A 16,408-nucleotide genomic window follows, 5' to 3' on the forward strand; every position below is an offset into this window, starting at 1 on the left:
GCCAAGTTTGCCGAAAAATAGCTGATTAAAATGCAAATGATATTTGTTACTATTCAATCATTGCATTCGAGGATCAGATGTACGCCACTCACCCCCCCTTGACCCTGGTCGCCGCGACCCTCTCCACCCTGTTTGCCGCCCAGGCACTGGCCGAGGCCGGCACGACCCAGCCCGCAGTGCCAGAGACCCTGACGGTGCTGGGTCAGACCTATCGCAACACGGCCACCAAGACCCGGCTCGATCCCATCGAAACGCCCCAGGCCATCTCGGTGGTGGATGGCGAGACCCTCTCCCAGCGGGGCGTCAGCTCGGTGAGCGAGGCGCTGCGCTACGTGCCCGGGGTCAACACCGAGCTGAGGGGCGGGGCGGTCAACCGGCTGGATCTGTTCAACATCCGCGGCTTTGACAACTACCAGAACTTCTATGACGGCCTCTTGCTGCAATACAACGAGTGGAACCTGCAACCCCAGATAGATCCGGTGGCCATCGAGCAGCTGGAGGTGTTCAAGGGGCCGACCTCGGTGCTCTACGGCAGCATGCCCCCGGGCGGCATGGTCAACCTCATCGCCAAGCGCCCCCAGCGGGACGCCAAGCACAGCGTCAGCGTGGCGACCGGCACGGGCACCCTCAAGGAGCTGACCCTCGACAGCACCGGCGCCATCAACGAGCAACTGGCCTATCGCCTGGTGGGACTGGCCCGGGAGAAGGATGGCCAGGCGGTGACCTCCGAAGAAGAGCGTTACGTGCTGGCGCCGTCCCTGGACTGGCAGCTCGGCGAGCGCACCCTGCTGAACCTCAACCTCTACTACCAGAAAGACCCCGAGGCGGGGATCTACACCACTGTCCCCGCCAAGGGATCGGTCAAGGCCAACCCCCAGGGCGAGCTTGGCAGCGACACCTTCCTCGGTGACCAGCACTGGAATCAATACAACCGGGATGTGACCCTGCTCGGCTACAAGCTGAGCCACGACTTCAGCGCGAACTGGCAGTTCCTGCAAAATGCCCGCTACATGGACGCCTCCGCCAGGCAGCGCAACACCTACAACGGGGCCCTGGCGGGCGACGATCGCACCCTGTCACGCAACGCCTATCTCACCGATGAAGCGTCGAAAGGCTTTGTCATCGACAACCAGCTCTCCGGCAAGGTGCAGACCGGCGCCGCCCAGCACAACCTGCTGCTCGGGGTCGATTATCAGTACCTGGATGCGGATGTGCTCTATCGGGACACCCTCGACTACAACGCGGGGGACATCGATATCTTCAACCCCAATCACAGCCAGATTGACCCCGATAGCCTCAATTTTGTCTATCAGGACCGCAAGCAGATCAAGCAGCACCAGACCGGGGTCTATCTGCAGGATCAGGTACGCCTCGATCGGCTGGTGGCCATCGCCGGGCTGCGCTATGACAGCTACCGGATGGACACCGACAGCCACAGCCTCTACGCCGGGGCGGCCAGCAGCAGCCTGGCCCGCATCGATCAGGACAACCTCTCCTTGCGCCTCGGCGCCCTCTATGAACTCGATGGCGGCATCTCCCCCTATGTGAGCTATGCCGAGAGCTTCGAGCCGGTGCCGGGGGCGGACAAGCACGGTGCGGCGTTCGATCCCGCCGCCGGTCAGCAGTGGGAGGGGGGGCTCAAGTTTCTCTCCGAGGACATGAGCAAGATGGTCACCCTCTCCGCCTTCCGGATCACCAAGAAAAATGCCCTGGTCACGGATCCGGACAACGTCTACGGGCCCAAGCTGCAGACCGGGGAGACCCTCTCCAAGGGAGTGGAGCTGGAGGGGCGCATCGATCTCGCCAGCAACCTGGACTTGAGCGCCAGTTACACCCTGATCGACATGGCGATCACCCGCGACAGCTCGGGCCTGCAGGGCAAGACCCCGGTCTGGGTGCCGGATCAGACCGCGTCCCTGTGGGGCAACTACCGTCTGGAGCAAGGGGCCGCGGCCGGATTGCGATTGGGGGCCGGCCTGCGCTACGTGGGGGAGACCCAGCTCGATGCCGCCAACACCGACAAGGTGCCGGACTACCTGCTGATGGACCTGGCCGCCAGTTACGATCTCGGCCGGCTCAGCCAGCGCCTGAAAGGGGTGGAGGCCTCCGTTAGCGCCAGCAACCTGTTCGACCAGACCTACTACTCCTGCTACGACCAGAACAACTGCTGGTTCGGGGCAGAGCGCAACCTGGAGGCTCGACTCAAATACGCATTCTGACCCTGCGCCCCGGCACGCATCCGGGGCATGCCCCCACTCCCGGCTTCGCCCGCCAGCACGCCCTGGCCCGCGCCACCGGACAGCCAGACAGCGACCTGCGAGGGGAGCATGACGCCCTGTTTGCGGCGGCTGCCGCCATCATCCCCTCCCTCAAGGGGCGGCTGGTGGCGGCGGAGGAGCCCTGGGCTCTGCTTAGCGCCTCGCCCCATGGCAACAGCGGCGAGGTGATGGCCGCGCTGTTCGCGCACTGGCGCCAGGCCCACCCGGAGGCGGGCCCCGCCTACTGGCTGACCCGCAGCTGGGGCATGCTCTGCTGGCAGTCCATCTACCTGGCGGTGATCGCCGTCTACCGGTTTGCGGCCCTGCCGGCCCTGGATCGGATGGGGATGGGGTATCAGGATGGCCTGGTGTGCGGCGTCGCGCTGGCGCCAGAGCCCATGGTCAAGGGGGAGCACGCGGCGCTGATCCAAGAGGCGGGGCGGCGGTTGCAGCGCCACTGGCAGGCCCTGTTCGAGACGTTTGCCGAGGTACAGCGGCTCAGACCCGGCTTCGTGCGTCCGCTCCTGGCGGACGATCTGCTGGTGGCCCTGGCCCGGGTGCCGGACTTCTTTCCCGAGGTGAGCCGCGAGCGGGTGAGCCAGGATGCGCCCCGTTGGCTCGCCGCCTGCGACCTGCCTGCCGGGCACCTGGCGGGCTGGCGCCCGGCCTCGCTGCCCCAGGCTGGTCTGCTGCCCGGCTATGTGCGCCAACGTTGCTGCCTGCACTACAAGCGCCGGGATGGCGATCTCTGTGGCAACTGCCCGAGGCGCCAGGGGGCCGCAAGCTGCGATGACGGCGCCTGAGGCGCTATCGTCTGCTGGTCGATAGCCGTGCAAGACGCCGTCGTCCGGGTTGATGGTCGGTAGCCAGGCAAACAACCCCCCCCCCCGGGGGGGGGGGGGTGTGGCCCGGGCTCAGCGCTCTCCCATCTTGGCGCGAATGCGCTCGAACAGGCTCTGCAGGCAGGCCTGATCCCGATCGGCGGCCCGCACCGCGCCATACATGTGGCGGCGCACCCCCTCCCCGAGCGGGCGGGCCTCAAGCAGGCCCTGGCGCACGAACTCCTCGCTGGCCCAGCGGGGCAGGGCGGCGACCCCGAGCCCGGCGGCGGCCATCTGCAGCATGACGGAGGTGTTGTCCACCGGCTTGCAGCGCTTGGGCTCCACCCCGGCCGGTTGCAGGAAGCGGCTGAACACGTCCATCCGTGCCCGCTCCACCGGATAGACCAGCAGCACCTCCTGCTTGAGATCCTCCGGGGTGATCCGGATCTGGTGACAGAGGAGGCTCTCCGGCGCCATCACCAGGGTGAGCTCGAAGCCAAACAGCGGCTCGAAGTGGAGATCCCCGCGGGCCTGCACGTCCGAGGTGAGCAGCAAGTCCAGCTGGCCGCCGAGCAGGGCGGTGAGGGCGTCGAAGCCCGGCACGGACTCCACCTCCAGATCCACCCCGGGCCACTGGCGGCGAAAGTCCGGCAACAGCGGCAGCAGCCACTGGATGCAGCTGTGGCAATCCAGCGCCAGGTGCAGCCGGCCCGCCTCGCCGCTGTGCAGGGCCTGCAACTGCTTCTCGGTCTGGGCCAGGGCGGGCAGCACCTGGCGCGCCAGATGGAGCAGCTGCTGGCCCGCCGCCGTCAGCACCAGGGGGCGGCTCTTGCGAAGAAACAGCTCCAGGCAGAGGCGGGTCTCCAGCTCTTTCAACTGATGGGAGAGGGCGGACTGGGTGAGGTTGAGGGACAGGGCCGCCCCCGCCAGGGAGCCCTGTTCGGCCAGGGCCGTTATCGTCTTCAAGTGCTTGATCTCCAAGCCTGAATTATTTGGCACCGCCATGGCACGTCTCCCTTGAATGACAGTTGAGGATTATTTGAGAGCCAGTTGAAGAGGATTCAATAGCCAGGGTCACCTTATCTCGCCATTCTAGATGTGTAAACATCTGGATGGCTAAATCATCCAGTTTCCCATCAGATGAATGAGCGTAAGGAATTGACCCATGACACGTGCACACACCCTCGGTTTCCCCCGTATCGGCGCCAAGCGCGAACTGAAATTTGCCCTCGAATCCTACTGGCGTGGCGAAACCACCCAGGCTGAACTGGTCGCCGTGGGCAAGAGCCTGCGTGAGCGCCACTGGCAGGCCCAGCGCACCGCCGGGGTCAACCTGCTGCCGGTAGGGGATTTTGCCTGGTACGATCAGGTGCTGGGGACCAGCCTGCTGGTGGATGCGGTGCCCGAACGCCACCGCCACGGCGATACCGACCTCGACACCCTGTTCCGGGTGGCCCGTGGCCGTGCGCCGACCGGCCCGGCCGCGGCCGCCGCCGAGATGACCAAGTGGTTCAACACCAACTACCACTATCTGGTGCCCGAGTTTGGCCGCGACCAGCGCTTCAAGCTGGGCTGGAGCCAGCTGTTTGACGAGGTGGAGGAGGCCAAGGCCCTGGGTCTGCCGGTCAAGGCGGTGCTGCTGGGGCCTGTCTCCTACCTCTGGCTCGGCAAGGAGAAAGAGAGCGGCTTCTCCCGTCTCGAACTGCTGGATCGCCTGCTGATCGTCTACCAGGAGATCCTGGCCAAACTGGCCGCGCAAGGGGTGGAGTGGGTGCAGATTGACGAGCCGGCCCTGGCCCTGGACTTGCCTGACGAGTGGCGCCTGGCCTATCTGAATGCCTATGAGCGCCTGAGCGGTCCCTGCAAGCTGCTGCTCACCACCTACTTCGGATCCGTGGCCCATCAGCGCGACATCATCACCAGCCTGAAGGTGGACGGCCTGCACCTGGATCTGGTGGCGGCCCCCGAGCAGCTGGAGACCCTGGTGCCGCACCTGCCGGCCCAGTGGGTGATTTCCGCTGGCGTCATCAACGGCCGCAACGTCTGGCGTGCCAACCTGGCCAAGCTGGCGCCGACGCTGAAGGCATTGAAAGCCAAGCTGGGCGAGCGCCTCTGGGTCGCCTCCTCCTGCTCCTTGCTGCACAGCCCGGTGGATTTGACCCTGGAGCACGAGCTGGATCCCCAGACCCGCAGCTGGTTCGCCTTCGCCCTGCAAAAGTGCTACGAGCTGGGACTGCTGGCCGACTACCTGGACGGCGGCACCCTGGACAAGATCGCGGCCTACAGCCAGCCCATCGTCGATCGGGAGTCCGACAGCCGGGTCCACAAGCAAGGGGTGCAGTCCCGTCTGGCCCAGCTGACCGAATCCGAGTTCAACCGCCACAGCCCTTACCAGCAGCGGGCCCAGGCGCAGCGCGCGGATCTCAAGCTGCCGCTGCTGCCCACCACCACCATCGGCTCCTTCCCGCAGACCTCCGACATCCGGGTGCTGCGCCAGGACTGGCGTGCCGGTCGCATCGACGACACGGCCTACGAGGCGGGCATCCAGGCCCAGATCAAGGATGCGATTGAGCGCCAGGAGGCCATCGGGCTGGACGTGCTGGTGCACGGCGAAGCCGAGCGCAACGACATGGTGGAGTATTTCGGCGAGCTGCTGGACGGCTTTGCCATCACCCGCTTCGGCTGGGTACAGAGCTATGGCTCCCGCTGCGTCAAGCCGCCGGTGATCACACGTGACATCGACCGCCCCACCCCCATGACCCTGGCGTGGACACAGTTTGCCCAGAGCCTGACCGACAAGCCGGTGAAGGGCATGCTGACCGGCCCCGTGACCATCCTCTGCTGGTCCTTCCCCCGGGAAGACGTGAGCCGCGAGCAGTCCGCCCTGCAGATCGGCCTGGCCATTCGCGACGAGGTGGCAGATCTCGAAGCCGCCGGCATCAAGATCATCCAGATCGACGAACCGGCCATCCGCGAAGGCTTGCCCCTGCGCAAGCAGGATCATCAGGCCTATCTGGATTGGGCGGTGCGCGCCTTCCGCCTGAGCGCCAGCCCGGTGGTGGACAGCACCCAGATCCACACCCACATGTGCTACAGCGACTTCAACCTCATCATAGAGGCGGTGGCGGCCCTGGACGCCGATGTCATCACCATAGAGACGAGCCGCAGCCAGATGCAGCTGCTCGAAGCGTTCGAGCGCTTCAACTACCCCAACGAGATCGGGCCGGGCGTGTACGACATCCACTCCCCGAACGTGCCGAGCCAGGGCTGGATTGAAGGCTTGCTGCGCAAGGCGGCCAGACAGATCCCGGCGGAGCGCCTCTGGGTCAACCCGGATTGCGGCCTCAAGACCCGCGGCTGGGAAGAGACGGAAGCCGCCCTCAGGGTGATGGTCGATGCCACCAAGGCACTGCGGGCCGAGCTGGCCTGAGCAACAGCCACCGCGGCCAGCCACAACAGAGTATTGAGATGACGAAAGGGGAAGGCGCAAGCCTTCCCCTTTTTTGCATCACGGGAGAAGGCAGGGCGCCGTCCCTGCGAGCCTCCCGCGTGAGGGCCTTTCCCGCTTGCCCTTGGGTGGCCCGCCACGGGCTGGCGTTGATGGTGGGGATGCCGTTACAATTGCGCATTTTAAATGAATCTTATCCCGTTCGGACGTGCCATGCAGATCAGAGACTTCTTCCCGGTATCAACCAACACCAGCTTCAAAGAGAGCTGTTATGGCGCCCTCGGTGCCCTCATCGGCCTGGTGGCGACCGAGCTGCTCTGTCAGTGGTGGCTCGGGGTGAGCCCCCACTGGCTGATCGCTCCCATGGGGGCCTCCGCCGTGCTGCTGTTCGCCGCCCCGGCCAGCCCCCTGGCCCAGCCCTGGTCCATCCTGGTGGGCAACGGCGTCTCGGCCCTGATGGGGGTGCTGGCCGCGAGCGTGATCCCGGATCCGGCCCTGGCCGCCGGCGGCGCCGTCATGCTGGCCATCGCCGCCATGTTCCTGACCCGCAGCCTGCATCCCCCCGGCGGCGCCGTGGCGTTGACCGCGGTGATCGGCGGCGAAGGGGTGACGAGCCTGGGGATGGGTTATGTGTTGATCCCCGTGCTCATCAACTCCTTCCTGCTGCTGGCCATGGCCCTGCTCTACAACCGGCTGCTGGGGCGACGCTACCCCAACACGGGCAGGGCGGCGCCCCATCCACACCAGACCCGGGATCCCCAGCCGAGCGAGCGGCTGGCCACCCAGGCCAGGGACATCGACTTCGCCTTGCAAAAACACGGGGAGCTGCTCGACATCAGCCGCGAGGATCTGCGGGATCTGTTGCAGGAGGCCCAGCTGCATGCCCTGCGGGGGCGAGTGGGCACAGTGCGGGTACAGGACGTGATGTCGCGGGATCTGGTGGTGGTCGGGCCAGATGAGCCCGCCCTGGCGGCGTGGCAACGCCTCTCCCACCACCAGATCAAGGCCCTGCCCGTGGTGGATGGGGCGGGGGGGCTGGCGGGCATCATCACCTTGCACGATCTGCTGATCGACGCCGCCCTGGCCGAGCCCAGGGCGGTGGGGGCGCTGGCGAGCCTGACGGTGGCACAGCTGATGACCCGGGAGGTGCAGACGGCGCGGCGCTACCAGCCCTTGTACGACCTGGTGACGGCGTTTTCCGACGGCGGCCTGCACCATATGCCGGTGGTAGAAGGGACTCAGCTGGTGGGCATCATCACCCAGTCCGACATGGTGGCGGCCCTGTTCAACCTGGCGCTGCGCCCGGACCCCGGGGCCGAGCGCCCCTGATCCGCGCCTTCAGTCGGCACAGGGAGCCTGGGCCCGGATCAGCGCCTTGTCCGCCTCCAGGCTCATGGCCAGCTCGCAGCGGGCCAGGGCCAGCCTGCCATGGTGGCGCGCCGCCTCGGCCATGGCCGGGCTGCCGTGGGTCAGTGCCTGCAGGGATTTTTGCAGCCGCAGGGCCACCTCCACGGTGGCGGCTCCGTCCCGGGCGATGGCGGTGAAGGCATCATCGAACAGATCGGCCATGGCCAGCGGCGGCACGCTGATCCTGTCGTAGAGGAGGGCACCCTCGTCCCGTTGAGCCTGTGGCAGGGGGGCGTCCCACATCACGAACAGGCGCACCAGGGTGCCCAGTATGCCGATGGCGGTACCGGGATCGTTGACGGCGGGGGAGAGGGCGCGCCCGGCTATCTCGGCGAGCACCACCAGGCCGAAGCGGGGATCCTCGTCGAACAATCGCTCCCGTCCTATCTGAAAGGCGCCCGCCAGCCTTGCCCTGTCCAGCCTGGCCGGCTCCGGGCAGCCGTGGAGCAGGGCGAGATCCTGACCCGGCGCCACCAGGGTGCCCGGCAGGGCCAGGATCTGCACCCGGGTATCCATCTCGGCGGCCAGGGCCTGGAGGCGCGCCATGTCAATCTGTTGCACATAACCGACCTCGGGGCTTGCCAGCGGCAGGCCCCCGATCGGGGTGCCGTCGGCGGCGTGGGCCCCCAGGGAGGGGGAGAGGCGGCGACGCTGCAAGGCGTCGTGGGTCACCTGCTCCACCCGGTTGACCGTGGTGCCCAGACGCCCCAGGCGGGCGATGCGATCCACCCAGTGCACGAACATCAGGATGACGATGGCCAGCACCACCAGGGTGAGCAGGAACAGGGTGAAACGGCCCGCCAGCTCGAAGTAGCCGTTCTTGACCCCCATCAGGGCGACCACGCTGAAGATGAAGGCGCCGATGAAGGTGGAGAGGGCGTTTTGCGACACGTCATCGGCGATCACCAGGCTGACGCTGCGAGGGGTGGCGGCGCTGCTGGCGGAGGCGTAGGCCGCCACCATGGAGGCGACGGCAAAGGTGGCGATCCCCAGCATGCTGGCGGCCATGATGGAGAGCAAGGAAAGCAGCGCCTCGCTGGTGATGGCGGGCAGGAAGCGGCCTATCCCCGCGTGGTCGGCGAGTCTGGCGGCCAGAGCGCCCAGGATGGAGAGCAGGCAGATGGCCAGGGGCTTGACCCAGAGCCGCTCGCGCAGGCGGTTGAGCAGAAAGCGGATCCTATCGCGGGAGGGGATAAATGACATGGACACTCCTGTGGCGCATGGGGACACCCCAGCCTAGGGTGTTCCGGGCGGCGCCGCAATCACCTCGAGGGGCCCTGACCCGTGAGCGGCCCCGCCGGGCTGAGCGAAGAGGAGCGGCCGTGGCCGCTCCTCTTGCTGTTTTGACGGGACTCAAGCCTCAGGCGTAGCGCGCCAGGGTCAGCCCCTCGTCGCTGATGGCCGGGGTCTGGCCGCTGATGAGGTCGCTGAGCAGCTGACCCGAACCCGCCGCCATGGTCCAGCCCAGGGTACCGTGGCCGGTGTTGAGCCAGAGCCCGGGGATGGGGCTCGGCCCCACCAGGGGAGTGCCGTCCGGCGTCATGGGACGCAGACCTGTCCAGAACTCGGCCCGGGCGAGATCGCCCCCCTCGGGGAAGAGGTCGCGCACCACCATGGCCAGGGTGTCGTGGCGCCTGGGATTGAGCGCCAGGTTGAAGCCGCTCAGTTCGGCCATGCCGCCGACCCGGATCCGCTCGTCGAAGCGGGTGATGGCCACCTTGTAGGTTTCATCCAGCACGGTGCTGCGGGGGGCCGCGTCACCATTGGTCATCGGCAGGGTCAGGGAGTAGCCCTTGACCGGGTAGACAGGCAGATCCAGACCGAGGGGGCGCAGGAAGCCGGTGGCATAGCTGCCCAGGGCGCAGACGATGGCATCGGCCTGCCAGCGCTGCTCGCCACCGCGCACCGCCACCGCGCGTCCCCCCTGCACCTCGATCTCGTCGAGGGGGCAGTCGAACACGAACTTGACCCCGAGCCGCTCGGCCTCGGCAGCCAGGGCGCGGGTGAAGCGATAGCAGTCCCCCGTCTCGTCCCCGGGCAGGCGCAGCCCGCCCACCACCTTGCCGCGCACCCGTGCCAGGGCAGGCTCTGCCGCCTCGCAGCCGCTGGCATCGAGCGACTCATAGGGGACGCCGTACTCCTCGAGCACGGCGATGTCCCGCTTGCTCGCCTCGAGCTGGGCTGTGCTTCGAAACAGCTGCAGGGTGCCGAGCTGGCGCCCCTCGTAGTCCAGGGCGAGATCGTCTCGCAGCGTCTTCATGCAGTCGCGGCTGTATTCGGCCAGACGCACCATGCGCCCCTTGTTGGTGGCATAGGCCGCCGGGGTGCAGTTGGCGAACATCTTCAGCATCCAGCGCAGCTGGAAGGGATCCGAGGTGGGGCGCACCGTGAAGGGGGCATGTTTTTGCAGCAACCACTTGGCCGCCTTGAGGGGAATGCCGGGGGCCGCCCAGGGGGCCGCATAGCCGGGGGAGATCTGCCCCGCGTTGCCGTGGCTGGTTTCAAGCGCCACTCCGCTGCGGCGCTCGAGCAGGGTCACCTCGTGGCCCGCTTTGGCCAGATACCAGGCGCTGGTCACCCCAATGACGCCACCTCCCAGAACCACTATCTTCATCGCACCATCCTTGTATTCGCTGCGCGCTTTCAATGTCAGGGATCACGGCGTCCGCGTCAGGGCGGGGCGGCCGTTTCCATCAAAACCGGTCCCCAGGGTGACCGGCTGGCACTCACGTTATCACTGGCAGCGCAATCGGCAAATGTTGCATCAAAAAAATATGATATACCGCTAACTTTACATATTTTACTGGTTTGTTATTCGTTGCGGTGATGATGTTGCAACATATCGTGTTGCCATTTTTTTACTATGAATAATCTGCTCAATAGCAGCCTGTCCCCTTGGTCCTCGCCGATGGGGGAAGAAGAGGGTTGAATGAGTCATTTCATGGTGCGCGGCGGGGCGACAGGAGGGGAGGCAAGCATGGGGGTCAGGGGGCTGCGCCCTCTCAGCGTGGCCCGGATAACGAAAAAGCCCCTGTCGGGACTCTGTCGTGGCAAGGCTGGCAGATCCGGAGCCGGCTTACTGCTTGTTGAAGGCGGTGGTGCGGGCCAGGGTGGTGCGATTGCCGCTCTCCAGCCAGCTCCTGACGCGCTGGGCATCGGCGACCCTGGCCCCCGAGGTGTCGGCGTTGAGCAGCACCATGATCATGGGCTCGCGGTTGATCCTCGCCTCCATCACCAGGCAGCGGCCCGCCTCGCGGATATAGCCGGTCTTGGAGACCAGCACCTGCCAGTTGGCATCGTGTACCAGGCGGTTGGAGTTGCGATAGTGGAGCTGGCGCTTGCCGGTGCGCACATAATGCTGCTGGGCCGAGGTGTACTGGCGGATGAGAGGGTAGGCGGAGGCCGCCGCCACCAGCTTGGCCAGATCATGGGCGGTGGAGACGTTGCGGGGGTTGAGGCCTGTGCTGTCGGCAAAACGGGTGTGCCACATGCCGAGCATGCGGGCCTTGGCATTCATGGCGGCGATGAAGGCGCGCTGACCCCCCGGGTAGTAGCGGGCGAGGGAGGAGGCGGCGCGGTTCTCCGAGGCCATCAGGGAGATGTGCAGCATCTCGGCCCGGCTCAGGCGCGAGCCGATGGCCAGGCGCGAGCCCGTGCCCTTGATGCGGTCGATATCGGCCTTGCTCACCGTGATCATGTCGTTCATGCGCTGGTTGGCATCGAGCACCACCAGGGCCGTCATCAGCTTGGTGATGGAGGCGATCGGCATGACCCGGTTGCCGTTGCGCTCGGAGAGGATCTCCCCGGTGCGGGGATTGGCAATGACGAAGGCGGCCGAACTCAGGGTGGGATCATCGCGCCGCTCGAGAAATCCCTTTTGCTGAGCGGGCTGGGCCGAGGGGGGATTGAGAAAAGGGGTGGCGAAGGCCCCCAGGCTGACGGGAAGGAGCAAGGCACCGAGCAGCATTCTGGCAAGGGAAGATAGCATCATGATGGTTTACCGCGTGAAAAAAACCGAAATCAACCTCTCAGTTATATGTCGGGTTCTGTCGCGCCGCAATCCCCGCCGCCTTGAAGTGATTAAATATAAGTTGACCCCGGGGCGAGCGGGGTCAGTTCGATGCTCGCCTGGCACCTATCTTGTTGAAAAACAGCGCAAGATGAGGGCAGATGTCCCCGCGCCGGATCACCGGCGAGGGGGTTGCCATGGTCAGGCCAGGGCCTGTGCCAGTAGATGGACGGGGTGCTCGCAGCGAAAGGGGGTGCTCATCTCTATCTGCCACTTGCAGGTCTCGCAGTCGGTGATGACGAGATCGGGTTTCAGGCGGTTTATCTGATCAAACAGTCCCTCGCCGATGGCCTGGCTGGTGGCGTAGTTCTCCGACTTGAAGCCATAGGTGCCGGCGATGCCGCAGCACTGGGACGCCAGCACGCTCACTCTGACCCCGGGAATGGCCCGCAGCAGCTCGAGTGTGTAGATGACCCCTCCCATCTTCTCCAGATGGCAGGGGGTGTGGTAGGCGATGTGCAAGTCCAGCGGCTTCATGGCGGGCTGGTTGCCCTTGTTGAACTCGTTCCACAGGAAGCGGGTCACCAGGGAGATGCGATCCCGCACCTTGCGGTTGTCCTGATCCAGCAGGTGGGGGTACTCGTCTCTCAGGGTGAAGCCGCAGGTGGAGGAGGTGGCCAGCAGCGGCATCTCGTTGCCGAGCAGGGTGCTCTCCATCTGCTGGATGTTGAAGGCGGCCTGGCGCCTGGCCTTGTCCATGAAGCCGTTGGCGATGAGCGGCACGCCGCAGCACTTCTCCCGCGCCAGCAACTGTACGCCTATGTTCATGGCGTTGAGCACCCGCACCAGCTCCTTGCCGAGCTGGGGGTGGTTGTAGTTCACATAGCAGCCGTGGAAGTAGGCTACCTGGCGGCCGTAGCTGGCCTGGGTGGCTTGTTGGCGCTTGTACCAGCCGCGGAAGGTGCCCTGGGAGTACTTGGGCAGGTCGCGGTGGGAGGAGACCCCCAGCCCCTTGTCCAGCACCCGCTTCACGGGGGTGAGGCCTGTGGTGAAGTTGACCAGGGGGGCCATCAGGGTGGACAGGCTGCCCATCAGATCCGTGTGGGAGAGCACGAACTCGCGCACCCCCGGCTTGACGCCGCCGTACTGGTGCTTGGCCCGGGCGATGATGTCGCCGATGGGCACTCCGCTCGGGCAGGCCACCTCGCAGCGCTTGCAGTTGGTGCAATGTTTGAGCGCCTCGTCATAGAGGGCCGGATCCTTGATGCGCAGCCGCTCGCCATCCGGGCCGGCCTGCTTGGGGCCTGGATAGGCGGGATTGGCCTTGGCCACCGGGCAGTAGACGGTGCAGACGGTGCACTTGATGCACTGATCGAAGGAGTGGTTGGCATGGTCTAGCGGCATCATGATGCCTCCCTGGCGAGCGGGTGGGCGGCCGAGTCGGACGGGGTGCCCCCCATCCGGGCCAGTATGTGGCCGGCGACCTGCCAGCCGGTGGCGACCGCCACCCCGGAGCCGGATCCCTCCGCGATGGGGTCATAGTGGGCCAGCACGCTGCCGGCGCCATAGAGGTTGGCGAGGGCCTTGCCACCACGCAGGACCCGCAGCTGGGCATCGGTCTTGACCCCGAACCCCATGAAGGGGTGAGCGCCAAACAGGCGGCGTCCGGCCCAGGCATCGCGATCCGCCAGGCTCAGCACATCGGCCCCGAAGATGGGTTCGTCAATGCCGCCAAGACGCGAGGTCAGGCCACGGCTGAAGAAGCTGCCGCTGGCGAGCACGAAGTGATCCGCCTCGAACAGGAGATCGTCCCCGTTCTGGCTGTGGACGCCGAGCACCCTGTCTCCTGCCACCCTGGCCCCCAAGACCCGCTCACTGGTGAGGAAGGTGCCCCCCAGGGCCACGAAGCGGCGGGTGAGCGCCTCCTGCATCCGCATGCCGATGAGGGAGGGGGGCAGGGTGGCGACCTCGCGAAGGGTGCAGCCGCACTGGTGTTCGAGCGCGGCGAGCCGCGAGCCGACCAGCCCCTGGGAGAGGCAGGCGGGCAGCACCAGCTGGCAGTCATCCGGGGCCTGGTGCTCGCGCAGCAGGCGGCGGATCTCCTGGGCCAGGGCGGCCAGCAGTACCTCTCCCTTGGCGTCTTGCCGATCGAACAGCCGGGCCAGATCCGCGGAGCGGCACTCGTGGGGATTGCGGCCGAAGGTGCCAAGCTGGGGCAGGTCTATCTCCCCCGTCAGCAGGCGACTGTGGGCCAGGCGGGGATGGCGCGCCAGATTGGCCGCCGCCAGGGCGGGGTGAAAGTCGCGAAAGCCCGCCAGGGTGGCCAGCATGATGGCGGAGGGGGCGGGCGCCGCCCCGATGCAGGCGCTGCTGCGGGGGGAGAGCCAGGTGGCTTTCAGGGTGCCGAGGGGGGTGAGCCGCAGGTGGTTGTGCTGCTCGTGATAGAGGGGCAGGCCCTGGGCGGCGCAGTGGCGCTGCAGATCGGCCAGGCTCGCCGCTATGTTGGCAGGGCCCACCTTGGCGTAGGGGTGCGCCGGGTTGGCGGCGAGGAAGGCGGGCAGGGCGGCGTAGGGGTCGCCCTCCCCCTCGAGCAGGTCCACCGAGCCGGAGGAGAAGTGCAGTGCGCTCTGGCCCGAGGCCATGATCAGGGTCTTCTGGCCCGCCTCGGCGAGGCGCAGCCCGGCGCACAGGCCCGCCATGCCGCCGCCAATGATGAGGGTATCGAATCTCATGCGGATGCTCCTTGATAGGTCTCGCTGGGGGACAAGGGGGCGTCTTGGGGCCCGGGGGCCGGCGCCAGCTCAGGGGCCAGGCCGCACAAGCCCTGATAAATCCAGTGGGTAAACTCGGTCTCTCGCAGGGCATCGCCCCAGAGCACGGGCCTCACCCCCTGGAAGCGCTCCTCCAGGAAGTCGCGCAGCATCTGGCAGGCGCCCTGGCCGTCGGCCTTGCCGTATTCGTGCATCAGGCCGGCGGCGCGATAGGCGCACAGCTCCCCCTGGCAGGGCCCCATGCCGAGGCGGGTGCGGCGACGCAGATCCACCAGGTTGTCCACCGCCAGCTCGCGCAGGGCATACCCTATCTCCCCGGCCGTCACCATTTCGCATTCGCATATGAGGGCATTGGCCCTGGGGTTGTCTTGAAAGAAGGCGATGACCCGTTCGCCATGGCGCGATTCGGCCGCGCCCTTGACCGGCCTCGACAGGCCGGGGGCCGGGTGGCGTTCGGGATCCTGGGATCCGGGCAGGGGGAGCTGGGCAGTGCGACAGGGCTTGTCGTTGCCAAGCTTGCTGGCCACCAGATCCGTGGCCATTTCGGCCATCAGTCGATAGGTCATCAGCTTGCCCCCGGTGATGGTGATGAACCCCTCCAGACCATCCCGGCTTGCGTGATCGAGCAGCACTATGCCGCGGCTGATGTTGCGCCCCGAGGGGTCGCCATCCACCGCCACCAGGGGACGCACCCCGGCATAGGCGCGCAGCAGGCGGGCCCTGGCCATGGCGGGCGCCAGCTTGATCCCCTCGCGCAGCAGCACCTCGACCTCCCCCTGGGTGACGGCAAGCCGGTCTATCTCCTGGTAATCGATGCGGCTGGAGGTGGTGCCGATGAGGGAGATGGTGTCGCCGGGCACCAGGATGTCGGCGTCTGCCGGCTTGCGGGCCCGGTTGATCACGCACTGGTTGAGGCGGTGATCCAGGATGAGCAGGGAGCCCTTGGCGGGGAACATGCGGATGCCGAGCTCGGCATACTCGGCGATCTGCTGACCCCAGATGCCGGCGGCATTGATCACCTGCTCGGCCAGGATCTCGACGGCTTCGCCACTGCGCAGGTTGACGGCGCGCACCCCCAGCACCCTCTCTTGCTGGCGCAGCAGCCCCACCACCTTGCAGTGGGTGAAGAGGCGGGCGCCATGCTCCCTGGCATCGAGCACGTTGGCGCTGGCCAGGCGAAAGGGGTCGACGGTGCCATCAGGCACCTGTATGACGCCGATCAGGGCAGGATTGACGCTGGGTTCGAGGCGCAGGGCCTCCCCTGGCTCGAGCTGGCGGGTCTCTATCCCGGCCGCGGCGCAGGCCGCCATGAAAGGCGCCTGGAACTGGATATCGTCCTCGGGCAGGGTGACAAACAGGCCCCCGGTCTCGTCGACGCAGTGGCGGGCGATGCGTTTGAGGATGCGGTTCTCCGCGATGCACTCCCTGGCCGACTCGGGATCCGTCATGGCGTAGCGCGCCCCCGAGTGGAGCAGACCATGGTTGCGGCCCGTGGTGCCGGCGGCGATATCGTCGCGCTCGAGCAGGATGCAATCTATGCCCCGCAAGGCGCAGTCGCGCATGATACCGGCGCCAGTTGCGCCCCCTCCTATGATGACTACGCTAGTCGAGACCCTGTTCATCTTGCCCGTTCCCTTTTACTGACAGTGGTGCCAGTGTGGCCTGAGTCAGGGCAAAAATGTTTGATTTAGACC

The 16,408-nt window shown here is 66.6% G+C and carries 11 protein-coding genes; 4 read left to right on the plus strand and 7 right to left on the minus strand.

All coding sequences use genetic code 11. From position 1 onward, the window contains the following. Positions 1-77 precede the first annotated feature (77 nt). Together ACW5W4_RS03850 and ACW5W4_RS03855 are read left to right on the plus strand one after the other, a co-directional pair. Positions 78-2,219: a TonB-dependent siderophore receptor gene (locus ACW5W4_RS03850; RefSeq protein ID WP_456688478.1), complete on the plus strand. Its 2,142-nt coding sequence runs from the start codon at positions 78-80 to the stop codon at positions 2,217-2,219. 62 nt (positions 2,220-2,281) lie between these two features. Continuing rightward, complete coding sequence (locus tag ACW5W4_RS03855; RefSeq protein WP_427262786.1) at positions 2,282-3,061, plus strand: siderophore ferric iron reductase; 780 nt, start codon at positions 2,282-2,284, stop codon at positions 3,059-3,061. A gap of 111 nt (positions 3,062-3,172) precedes the next feature. On the opposite strand, the gene ACW5W4_RS03860 is transcribed toward ACW5W4_RS03855, so the two are convergent. Beyond that, positions 3,173-4,084: a LysR substrate-binding domain-containing protein gene (locus ACW5W4_RS03860; protein WP_456688479.1), complete on the minus strand. Its 912-nt coding sequence runs from the start codon at positions 4,082-4,084 to the stop codon at positions 3,173-3,175. Positions 4,085-4,244: 160 nt separating this feature from the next. Here ACW5W4_RS03860 and metE point away from each other — a divergent pair, with 160 nt between their 5' ends. Both metE and ACW5W4_RS03870 read left to right on the plus strand, forming a co-directional pair. Then, positions 4,245-6,509 carry a 5-methyltetrahydropteroyltriglutamate--homocysteine S-methyltransferase gene (metE, locus tag ACW5W4_RS03865; RefSeq protein ID WP_456688480.1) on the plus strand — a complete coding sequence of 755 codons (2,265 nt, stop codon included), beginning with the start codon at positions 4,245-4,247 and terminating at the stop codon, positions 6,507-6,509. 231 nt (positions 6,510-6,740) lie between these two features. Continuing rightward, positions 6,741-7,856: an HPP family protein gene (locus ACW5W4_RS03870; RefSeq protein WP_456688481.1), complete on the plus strand. Its 1,116-nt coding sequence runs from the start codon at positions 6,741-6,743 to the stop codon at positions 7,854-7,856. Positions 7,857-7,865: 9 nt separating this feature from the next. Here the strand turns inward: ACW5W4_RS03870 and ACW5W4_RS03875 are convergent, their stop codons facing one another. The 6 genes from ACW5W4_RS03875 to glpA form a co-directional block, all read right to left on the minus strand. Beyond that, positions 7,866-9,137 carry a DUF2254 domain-containing protein gene (locus ACW5W4_RS03875; RefSeq protein WP_456688482.1) on the minus strand — a complete coding sequence of 424 codons (1,272 nt, stop codon included), beginning with the start codon at positions 9,135-9,137 and terminating at the stop codon, positions 7,866-7,868. 157 nt (positions 9,138-9,294) lie between these two features. Beyond that, positions 9,295-10,581 carry a D-amino acid dehydrogenase gene (locus ACW5W4_RS03880; protein ID WP_427262755.1) on the minus strand — a complete coding sequence of 429 codons (1,287 nt, stop codon included), beginning with the start codon at positions 10,579-10,581 and terminating at the stop codon, positions 9,295-9,297. A gap of 429 nt (positions 10,582-11,010) precedes the next feature. Next, positions 11,011-11,925 carry a D-alanyl-D-alanine endopeptidase gene (gene pbpG, locus ACW5W4_RS03885; RefSeq protein WP_456688483.1) on the minus strand — a complete coding sequence of 305 codons (915 nt, stop codon included), beginning with the start codon at positions 11,923-11,925 and terminating at the stop codon, positions 11,011-11,013. Between the two features lie 219 nt (positions 11,926-12,144). Beyond that, the gene (gene glpC, locus ACW5W4_RS03890) at positions 12,145-13,347 is read right to left on the minus strand and encodes an anaerobic glycerol-3-phosphate dehydrogenase subunit GlpC (protein WP_456688523.1); all 1,203 of its coding nucleotides are present in this window, start codon (positions 13,345-13,347) and stop codon (positions 12,145-12,147) included. Beyond that, positions 13,347-14,675 (minus strand): glycerol-3-phosphate dehydrogenase subunit GlpB, encoded by a 1,329-nt coding sequence (gene glpB, locus ACW5W4_RS03895; protein ID WP_456688484.1) that lies wholly within the window; start codon positions 14,673-14,675, stop codon positions 13,347-13,349. The genes glpC and glpB overlap by 1 nt, the downstream gene beginning before the upstream one ends. After that, a complete protein-coding gene (glpA, locus tag ACW5W4_RS03900) occupies positions 14,672-16,336 on the minus strand; it encodes an anaerobic glycerol-3-phosphate dehydrogenase subunit A (RefSeq protein ID WP_456688485.1) in 1,665 nt (554 codons plus the stop codon). The genes glpB and glpA overlap by 4 nt, the downstream gene beginning before the upstream one ends. Positions 16,337-16,408: the final 72 nt, after the last annotated feature.

Source organism: Aeromonas crassostreae (assembly GCF_054052445.1).

What these genes read in the sequence shown, in the direction of transcription:
- ACW5W4_RS03875 (WP_456688482.1), bottom strand. Translation starts at nt 9,137, where the DNA reads ATGTCATTTATCCCCTCCCGCGATAGGATCCGCTTTCTGCTCAACCGC.
- glpB (WP_456688484.1), bottom strand. Translation starts at nt 14,675, where the DNA reads ATGAGATTCGATACCCTCATCATTGGCGGCGGCATGGCGGGCCTGTGC.
- metE (WP_456688480.1), top strand. Translation starts at nt 4,245, where the DNA reads ATGACACGTGCACACACCCTCGGTTTCCCCCGTATCGGCGCCAAGCGC.
- ACW5W4_RS03860 (WP_456688479.1), bottom strand. Translation starts at nt 4,084, where the DNA reads ATGGCGGTGCCAAATAATTCAGGCTTGGAGATCAAGCACTTGAAGACG.
- pbpG (WP_456688483.1), bottom strand. Translation starts at nt 11,925, where the DNA reads ATGATGCTATCTTCCCTTGCCAGAATGCTGCTCGGTGCCTTGCTCCTT.
- ACW5W4_RS03850 (WP_456688478.1), top strand. Translation starts at nt 78, where the DNA reads ATGTACGCCACTCACCCCCCCTTGACCCTGGTCGCCGCGACCCTCTCC.
- glpA (WP_456688485.1), bottom strand. Translation starts at nt 16,336, where the DNA reads ATGAACAGGGTCTCGACTAGCGTAGTCATCATAGGAGGGGGCGCAACT.
- glpC (WP_456688523.1), bottom strand. Translation starts at nt 13,347, where the DNA reads ATGCCGCTAGACCATGCCAACCACTCCTTCGATCAGTGCATCAAGTGC.
- ACW5W4_RS03870 (WP_456688481.1), top strand. Translation starts at nt 6,741, where the DNA reads ATGCAGATCAGAGACTTCTTCCCGGTATCAACCAACACCAGCTTCAAA.